Raw genomic sequence first — 8,028 nt, forward strand, 5'->3', positions numbered from 1 at the left:
ACGACGGTCGTGATGACAGAGGGGGAGACCAGGCATACGCCCGCGCCCAGCGCCGGTCTCCACCCCGTCCCGGGAGGCTTCACCAATGACCGACCTGTCATCGCTCAGCGAACTCGGCTCCCCCGCGTTCGCGACCCGCCACATAGGGCCGGACGACGCCGGCCAGACCCGCATGCTGGAGGCGGTCGGATTCGCCTCCGTCTCCGACCTGGTCGCGGTGGCCGTGCCCGAGGCGATCCGCTCCTCGGAGCGGCTGAGCCTGCCCCCGGCGGCAGGGGAGTCCGAGACCCTCGCCGAGCTCCGGGCCCTCGCCGGGCGCAACACCGTGCTCACCTCGATGATCGGCCTGGGGTACCACGACACGATCACCCCGGGCGTCATCCGCCGTAACCTCCTGGAGAACCCGGGCTGGTACACCGCGTACACGCCCTACCAGCCGGAGATCTCCCAGGGCCGCCTGGAAGCCCTGATCAACTTCCAGACCGTCGTCTCCGACCTCACCGCCCTCGACGTCGCCGGGGCCTCCCTGCTGGACGAGGCCACCGCCGCCGCCGAGGCGATGACCCTGGCCCGCCGCGCGGGCCGCAGCCCCTCGAAGGTGTTCGTGGTGGACGCCGACGCGCTGCCGCAGACCAAGGCGGTGCTGCGCACCCGCGCCGAGCCGCTCGGCATCGAGCTGGTCGAGAGCGACTTCACCGAGGAGCTTCCCGAGTGCTTCGGGGTGCTCGTGCAGTATCCCGGCGCCAGCGGCAGGGTCCGCGACTTCCGCGCCATCGCCGACGCCGCCCACGCGCGCGGCGCCCAGGTGGTCGCCGCCGCCGACCTGCTGGCCCTCACCCTCCTGGCCGCGCCCGGCGAGCTCGGCGCCGACATCGCGGTCGGCTCCTCCCAGCGCTTCGGCGTCCCCCTCGGCTTCGGCGGCCCGCACGCCGCCTACATGGCGGTCCGTGACGGCCTGCAGCGCCAGCTGCCGGGCCGCCTGGTGGGCGTCTCCCAGGACGCCGACCAGCGCCCCGCGTACCGGCTCGCGCTCCAGACCCGCGAGCAGCACATCCGCCGCGAGAAGGCCACCAGCAACATCTGCACCGCGCAGGTGCTGCTCGCCGTGATCGCCGGCATGTACGCCGTCTACCACGGTCCCGAGGGCCTGCGCAGGATCGGCCGTCGCACCCACCGGCACGCCGTCGTGCTGGCCGAGGGCCTGCGCCAGGGCGGCGTCGAGGTCGTGCACGACACCTTCTTCGACACCGTGCTCGCCAGGGTTCCCGGCCGCGCCGAGGCGGTCGTCGCCGCGGCCCGCGACAACGGGGTCAACCTGCGCCTGGTCGACGCCGACCACGTGGGCGTCACCTGCGACGAGAGGACCGAGCCCCTCCACCTGGAGCAGGTCCTGGCCGCCTTCGGGATCGGCGGCGCCGTGCTGGCCGACCTGGACGCCGCCGCGCACGACGCGCTGCCCGCCTCGCTGGCGCGCGTCAGCGACTACCTGACCCACCCGGTCTTCCACAGCCACCGCTCCGAGACGGCGATGCTGCGCTACCTGCGCAGGCTCCAGGACAAGGACATCGCGCTCGACCGGTCGATGATCCCGCTGGGCTCCTGCACCATGAAGCTCAACGCGACCACCGAGATGGAGCCGATCACCTGGCCGGAGTTCGCCGGGCTGCACCCCTACGCGCCCGAGGACCAGGCCGCGGGTTACGTCGAGCTGATCGGGCAGCTGGAGCGCTGGCTGGCCGAGGTCACCGGCTACGACGCCGTGTCGCTCCAGCCGAACGCCGGCTCCCAGGGCGAGTTCGCCGGGCTCCTGGCGATCCGCGCCTACCACACCGCGCGCGGCGACGCGGGCCGCGACGTCTGCCTGATCCCCTCCTCCGCGCACGGCACCAACGCCGCGAGCGCCGTGATGGCGGGCATGCGGGTGGCCGTGGTCGCCTGCGACGACCAGGGCAACGTGGACGTCGACGACCTCGTCGCGAAGATCGACAAGCACCGCGAGCAGCTCGCCGCGATCATGGTGACCTACCCGTCCACGCACGGCGTGTACGAGGAGACGATCGTCCGGATCTGCGAGCTGGTGCACGAGGCCGGCGGGCAGGTCTACGTCGACGGCGCCAACCTCAACGCGCTGGTCGGCCTGGCCAGGCCCGGCGAGTTCGGGGCGGACGTCTCCCACCTGAACCTGCACAAGACCTTCTGCATCCCGCACGGCGGCGGCGGCCCCGGCGTCGGCCCGGTCGCGGTCCGCGCCCACCTGGCCGACTACCTGCCCGGCCACCCGCTGCGCGAGGGCACCGCGGTGGGCCCGGTCTCGGCGGCCCCGTACGGCTCCGCGGGCATCCTGCCCATCTCCTGGGCCTACATCCGGATGATGGGCGCCGACGGCCTGAAGGCGGCCACCGAGCAGGCCATCCTGTCGGCCAACTACCTGGCCCGCAGGCTCAGCCCCCACTACCCGGTCCTGTACACCGGCCGCGGCGGCCTCGTCGCCCACGAGTGCATCGTGGACCTGCGCCAGATCACCAAGGAGACCGGGGTGACGGTCGACGACGTGGCCAAGCGCCTCATCGACTACGGCTTCCACGCCCCGACCATGTCCTTCCCGGTGGCCGGCACGCTGATGATCGAGCCGACCGAGAGCGAGGACCTGGCCGAGCTCGACCGGTTCTGCGAGGCGATGATCGCGATCCGCGAGGAGATCGCGAAGGTCGCCTCCGGGGCGTACGACAAGACCGACAACCCGCTGCGCAACGCCCCGCACACGGCCGACAGCCTCGTCGCCGACGAGTGGGGCCACCCCTACAGCCGCACCGAGGCGGCCTACCCGCTGCCGTCGGTGCGCGAGGGCAAGTACTGGTCGCCGGTCCGCCGCATCGACCAGGCCTACGGCGACCGCAACCTGGTCTGCTCCTGCCCTCCCCTGGAGGCGTACGAGGACTGATCGCCGCCGGGTCCCGCCGGGACCGCAAGCCCGCGCGACCCTCGATATTCGCGGGGAATGCGACAGGACGGAGGGCGCCCCGAGTCGTTAGGCTCGGGGCGTCTCCGTATCCGGAAGGATCCTGCATGCCTGAGGTGGACACCCGTCCCTTGGACACCGCGCGAAGACTGGCCGAGGCGGGCGACCTCGACGGCGCCGCCGCGATCTTCGCCGAGCTGGTCGCCGATCCCGACGAGCCCGACCGGGCCCAGGCGGCGGTGGGTCTCGCGGTGGTGCTGGAGGAGAGCGGGGACGTGGCGGGCTCCCGCACGGCCGCGCGCACCGCGCTGGCGACCGGGCATCCGGAGTTCGCCGCCCAGGCCGCCTGCCTGCTCGCGGGGAGCTTCGAGCGGGAGGGCCTGGCCGACCAGGCCCGTGCCGCCTGGCAGGCCGCGCTGGGCGTCGGCCATCCCGCCTACGTCCCGCTGGCGCACATGGCCCTCGCCAGGCTCGCCACGGGCGAGGAGGAGGCCGAGAGGTCGCTGCGTGACGCGCTGGCCACCGCCGACCCGGAGATCGCTCCTCGTGCCGCCCAGCGGCTGGCGGAGGCACTCCTGGAGGAGGGCGAGCCGGGGGAGGCCGCCCAGGTGCTCCTGGAGGCGCTCGCCGTGCCCGACGCGGCCGAGGTGCCGAGGCTGCGGGTGATGCTCGGCATCGCTCACCTGGAGCTGGCATGCGCGGAGTTCTCCGCCGCGATCGAGGAGGGCGGCGACGTCGAGACCGGCGCGCTGGCCATCGAGCTCCTGGCCCGCACGCTCCCGCTCAGGGGGCGCGACGAGGACGCCGAGCGCGTGTGGCGCTACGGCCTGGACAGCGCGGACGAGGATCTCGCCGGTGAGGTCCGCCTCCGCCTCGACCGGGATCTCTGAGCCTTCCGGGCCTCGACCGGGATCGCTGAACCTCTCGGCCGGGACCTCTGAGCCCGGGGCGCGCGGCGCGCCGGTTCCGTGCGAGAGCGCGGTGCTCGTCGGGCCCGTGGGAGACCTTGCACGGGCACCGGCCTTCCCGGCGGTCCGGCCGCGCGGATTCCGGGCCGCCCGAGACGGCCCGAGGCGGGGAGCCAGGGCGGGAAGCCGGAAAGGAGGGGCCGGGCGGGACCCCGGCGGGTGTCAGTCGCGCTCCCGCCAGCGGCTCAGGGCGTGGGCGAAGTTGATCGCCACGATCCCGCCCCAGGCCAGCAGCAGCCCGGCGGTGCCGGAGGTCTGCGCCGCGACGGCGGTCAGCGGGATCCCGATGCCCATCGAACCGAGGGCGATCGGGATCGAGCCGTTCGAGCTCTTGCGCGACTTGGCCGACTTGGCCTTCGGCGCCCCGGCGGCGTGCATCTCGGCGCGCACCCGGTGGGCGATGGTCGCGTCGAGGCGTGACACGAACGACTCGATGAGGGCGGCCTCGTACTCGGGGCCGAGGTCGCGCCGGGCCTCGACGGTGGCATGCATGTCCTGGCGGATATCTTGATAGTCCTGCACGCTTCGATTGTTCCTTCAAGCCGGCCGCCGGGCATCAGTCAATAGGAGGAGATCCGTGTCCACCTCCGAGTCCACCCCTCCCGCCGGCGCGTCCACGCCGGGATCCGGGTTCCCCGCGCACGCGGTCCCGCCCATGGAGATCACGACCCCGCACGGCCCTGCGCTGGTGGAGATCGACGAGGTGGCCGCCCCGCGTTTCCTGCTGGTGCTCACCCACGGCTCGGCCGGGGGAGTGGACGCCCCCGACCTGCTGGCCGTGCGGGACGCCGCGCTGGCGATCGGCGCGACGGTCGCGCGGGTGCTCCAGCCGTTCCGGATGCGCGGAGCCCGCGCGCCGGGGTCGGCGGTCAAGCAGGACGAGGCGTGGGAGACGCTGGTGACCGCGCTGCGCGGGCGCTACCCGGGGCTGCCGCTGGCGCAGGGCGGGCGGAGCAACGGGGCCAGGGTCGCGTGCCGTACGGCCGACCGGGTCGGGGCCGTCGCGGTCGTCGCGCTGGCGTTCCCGCTGCACCCGCCGGGGAGGCCGGAGCGGTCACGCGCCGGGGAGCTGCGCGCGGCGGGTGTGGACGTGCTGGTGGTGAACGGAGACCGTGACCCGTTCGGCGTGCCCGAGGCGGCGGACGCCGCGCGCCTGGTGGTGCTGCCGGGAGAGGGTCACGACCTCGGGAGGAATCCCGCCAGGGTGGGCGAGGTGGCCGCCGAGTGGCTCGACACGAGGATGCGGCCGGGCTCGGTGGACCCGCTCAGCGTGACCGGCCGGGTGTGACGGGCCTCAGACGACGCCGGCCAGTGGCCGGTGCGGCTCGATGACGGCACCGTCGGGAAGAAGCTCGCCGGTGTCGTCGAACAGCACCACACCGTTGCAGAGCAGGCTCCAGCCCTGCTCGGGGTGGGCCGCCATGGTGCGGGCGGCTTCGCGGTCCAGCGCGTCGGCGGACGGACAGGACGGCTCGTGCGGGCACATCGGCGTGCCTCCGGATCTCTCGTGTCGGCTCGCCCGGGTCACACCGGGCACGGGTGGGCATCGGACATCCGGCGGCACCGTCACCGATGGGTCTCCGTTCCCACGTATGACGGGGACGAGCATCTGAATGTTGATATATGGCCATGCGGTCCCTAACAGAACGGGAGCCGCACATCAAGCAGATCAAGTGTGCGATCGATCGCACCTTGGCGACATAGCCCGTTAGGACTGTTTGAGAACTGGTAAGGGGTCAGTCCGTCAGGGCTTTATCAGGGGATGTGACCTATAACACAGCATGCCTCATATAAGGATATTCGACCAAGTGCGACACGCCGCCGAGCAGGTAAACGATCGGTTACAAGTTGCTGACGTGCGCCGACGCGGGTTTCCAAACCCCTGACCGTCCCCTGCCGGGTCCGATGCGCTCACCGGGCGCCCAGGCCGGCCAGGAGCGCGTCCAGCCCGTGCTCGAAGTCGGTGTCCGCCTCCGGGCTGCCGCCTCCCCTGGACGGGGGACGCCAGGGCTCGTCCTCGTCGCCCGAGGGCTCGGCCCAGCCCGACTGCTGCACCTCCACCGCCACCGCGCCGAAGACGTAGGCCCGAAGGGCCCGTACCGCGCCCGCGGCGTCGGCCAGTCCCGCGTCGGCCAGCTGGTCGGTCTGCTCCCTGATGGCGATCGCCGCCCTGCCCCTCGGCGGCTTGGTCAGGGCCAGGGCCAGCACCCCGGGATGCTCCCTCAGCGCGGCCCGGCTCGCCCTGCACCAGGCCCTCGCGCTGTCCTGCCAGCTCTCGCCGGGCTCGGCGTGGACGGTGGTGACGTGCTCGGCCAGCGCGTCCATCAGGGCGTCCTTGCCGCGCGGCAGGTGGTGGTAGATGGCCATCGCCTCCACCTGGAGCGCGTCGCCCAGCCGCCGCATCGTCAGGCGCCGGAGCCCCTGGCCGTCGGCGATGTGGAGGGCGGCGTCGATGATGCGTTCCCTGGAGAGCGGGACGGGCGGTCGCTTGGCAGGCATGAAAGGCATCCTGCCACCGCTCACCTTACTGCGTAAAGGACGGCGCGCCGGGCAGGACCGATGTTCCTCGGCGTCGCCGTACGGCGAGGTGGCCGGTGGCACCGTACGGCGAGGCGGCCGGTGGCGCCGTACGGTGAGAGGGCCGGTGGCGCCGCACGGTGAGAGGGTCGGCGGTGCGGACCGTTCCGCGGGAGGCCCGGTCCCTGAGTGTGTGGGGCGGGGGCGGACCGCGTAGGCTACGAGCGGTGATCTGCCGGAGGAGACCGGCGACCGGCGAGAGAGGGAAGAAGATGGCGTTTTTCCGACCGCGCGTGAGCCGGGAGGCGGAGGTTCGTCACCACGCTGACCAGGAGGTCGGGAAGAGCTTCCCCGAGCTTCTGGAGAAGGCGCGCGAGGCCGAGGCCGAGGTGCGCCGGGCGCAGGCCGCCGCGGCCCCCGTGCAGGAGCTGCGGGCCGCCGGGCTGGCCTTCGACAGGGCGCTCACCGAGGCCCTGCGCGCGGCCGAGGCCAACCAGCGCGCGACGTTCGGGATCAGGTCGTACGACGACCGGATCCGCCGCCGCAAGGGCAGGGCCACCCCGAAGGGCGCCGAGTGGACCGCCGAGGTCAACCGCCTGCGCACCCTTCGCGAGCAGAACCGGCTGACCGGCATCCCCAGGGTCCCGCGCCCGGTCGCCGCATCGGCCCGCTGAGCTCCATCCCGATCCCCGTTCCCGGCCCTCACCAGGGTTTTCGACCGCGGGTGCTCGAGCGCGGATCTGATCCGCCCACGGGTCTCCACCCGCGGACCCGGTTCGAACGGCCTCTCGCCGCCCGTCGCGCGTTCCCGTGACGGGCGGTTTCGTCGTTCCGGAACGGGTCGGGGGGAGGCGACGGTGATTCGGCCCTGATGACCGGTCGTCTCGGCACGGCCTCCCAAAATAGCAGATTTTAGGTTAGGCTTCCCTAATAAAACACTTCGTCTCGGTGGCCTCTCCGGCCACTCCCTCAACGCCGTGACCAGGCACTTCGCTGAGGTGCACGCAGTTATGCCATTTTCGTCTGCCTTTTTCTCGCGCCCAAACGCTCTCGCATCCGGCGGGGGACGACGGTCGCCGACCCCCGGGCGCCGGTGGGAAACTCCCGCGCCGTCCGCGCGGGCGGCCGGCGCCGGCCGGGAATCCCGGGGCCGGGCGAGTCCACACGGCCGGGTTCGCCACCCGGTACACCCACGCTGGAGGTATCCGATGACCAACCCCTTCGACGACGAGAGCGCGTCCTTCCTGGTGCTGGTGAACGCCGAGGGGCAGCACTCGCTGTGGCCCGCGTTCGCCGACGTCCCCCCGGGGTGGGAGGTCGTCCACGGTGAGGACTCCCGCGCCGGCTGCCTGGCCTACGTCGAGGGCTCCTGGACCGACATGCGCCCCAGAAGCCTCGTCGCCGAGATGGGCGGCTGACCCCTTCAAGACCTTCAAGACCTTCGAGGGCCGGTACGGGGACCGTCGCCCCGGTCCGCGTACCGGCCCCTCGGGGAGGGGCGCCTCGCGCTCCTGCCGGTCCCTCCGGGGGGCACTCCCCGCAGGGGCCGGAAACACGCCGAAGGGCGCCACCGCGGACCGGTAG

8 protein-coding genes are annotated in these 8,028 nt (G+C 73.0%); 5 read left to right on the forward strand and 3 right to left on the reverse strand.

Translation table 11 applies throughout. The features are described from left to right. Positions 1 to 85 precede the first annotated feature (85 nt). Both gcvP and AB0G15_RS37450 read left to right on the forward strand, forming a co-directional pair. A complete protein-coding gene (gene gcvP, locus AB0G15_RS37445; protein ID WP_362849592.1) occupies positions 86 to 2,941 on the forward strand; it encodes an aminomethyl-transferring glycine dehydrogenase in 2,856 nt (951 codons plus the stop codon). Positions 2,942 to 3,066: 125 nt separating this feature from the next. Continuing rightward, the gene (locus tag AB0G15_RS37450; RefSeq protein WP_362695833.1) at positions 3,067 to 3,849 is read left to right on the forward strand and encodes a hypothetical protein; all 783 of its coding nucleotides are present in this window, start codon (positions 3,067 to 3,069) and stop codon (positions 3,847 to 3,849) included. A 240-nt stretch (positions 3,850 to 4,089) separates the two neighbouring features. Here AB0G15_RS37450 and AB0G15_RS37455 read toward each other — a convergent pair whose 3' ends face one another. Further along, entirely contained in the window at positions 4,090 to 4,449 is a 360-nt protein-coding gene (locus AB0G15_RS37455; RefSeq protein ID WP_362849595.1) for a hypothetical protein, read from the reverse strand. A gap of 133 nt (positions 4,450 to 4,582) precedes the next feature. Between AB0G15_RS37455 and AB0G15_RS37460 the strand changes: the two genes are divergently transcribed. Continuing rightward, positions 4,583 to 5,215: an alpha/beta family hydrolase gene (locus AB0G15_RS37460; RefSeq protein WP_362849603.1), complete on the forward strand. Its 633-nt coding sequence runs from the start codon at positions 4,583 to 4,585 to the stop codon at positions 5,213 to 5,215. A gap of 6 nt (positions 5,216 to 5,221) precedes the next feature. On the opposite strand, the gene AB0G15_RS37465 is transcribed toward AB0G15_RS37460, so the two are convergent. Beyond that, positions 5,222 to 5,413, reverse strand: a complete 192-nt coding sequence (locus tag AB0G15_RS37465) for a DUF5999 family protein (RefSeq protein ID WP_329094021.1) — start codon at positions 5,411 to 5,413, stop codon at positions 5,222 to 5,224. Between the two features lie 425 nt (positions 5,414 to 5,838). Then, a complete protein-coding gene (locus AB0G15_RS37470; protein WP_362849597.1) occupies positions 5,839 to 6,426 on the reverse strand; it encodes a TetR/AcrR family transcriptional regulator C-terminal domain-containing protein in 588 nt (195 codons plus the stop codon). A 290-nt stretch (positions 6,427 to 6,716) separates the two neighbouring features. On the opposite strand from AB0G15_RS37470, the gene AB0G15_RS37475 reads away from it, so the two are divergent. Next, positions 6,717 to 7,118, forward strand: a complete 402-nt coding sequence (locus AB0G15_RS37475) for a hypothetical protein (protein ID WP_362695838.1) — start codon at positions 6,717 to 6,719, stop codon at positions 7,116 to 7,118. A gap of 534 nt (positions 7,119 to 7,652) precedes the next feature. Further along, on the forward strand, positions 7,653 to 7,862 hold the full coding sequence (locus AB0G15_RS37480) for an MbtH family protein (RefSeq protein WP_362695840.1): 210 nt from the start codon (positions 7,653 to 7,655) through the stop codon (positions 7,860 to 7,862). Positions 7,863 to 8,028 lie beyond the last annotated feature (166 nt).

The organism is Streptosporangium sp. NPDC023825 (assembly GCF_040639575.1).
Taxonomy (GTDB): Bacteria; Actinomycetota; Actinomycetes; order Streptosporangiales; family Streptosporangiaceae; genus Streptosporangium.

Bases quoted from the DNA above. Each gene is read 5' to 3' on its own strand.
- gcvP (WP_362849592.1), top strand. From the start codon at position 86: ATGACCGACCTGTCATCGCTCAGCGAACTCGGCTCCCCCGCGTTCGCG.
- AB0G15_RS37450 (WP_362695833.1), top strand. From the start codon at position 3,067: ATGCCTGAGGTGGACACCCGTCCCTTGGACACCGCGCGAAGACTGGCC.
- AB0G15_RS37460 (WP_362849603.1), top strand. From the start codon at position 4,583: ATGGAGATCACGACCCCGCACGGCCCTGCGCTGGTGGAGATCGACGAG.
- AB0G15_RS37465 (WP_329094021.1), bottom strand. From the start codon at position 5,413: ATGTGCCCGCACGAGCCGTCCTGTCCGTCCGCCGACGCGCTGGACCGC.
- AB0G15_RS37470 (WP_362849597.1), bottom strand. From the start codon at position 6,426: ATGCCTGCCAAGCGACCGCCCGTCCCGCTCTCCAGGGAACGCATCATC.
- AB0G15_RS37475 (WP_362695838.1), top strand. From the start codon at position 6,717: ATGGCGTTTTTCCGACCGCGCGTGAGCCGGGAGGCGGAGGTTCGTCAC.
- AB0G15_RS37480 (WP_362695840.1), top strand. From the start codon at position 7,653: ATGACCAACCCCTTCGACGACGAGAGCGCGTCCTTCCTGGTGCTGGTG.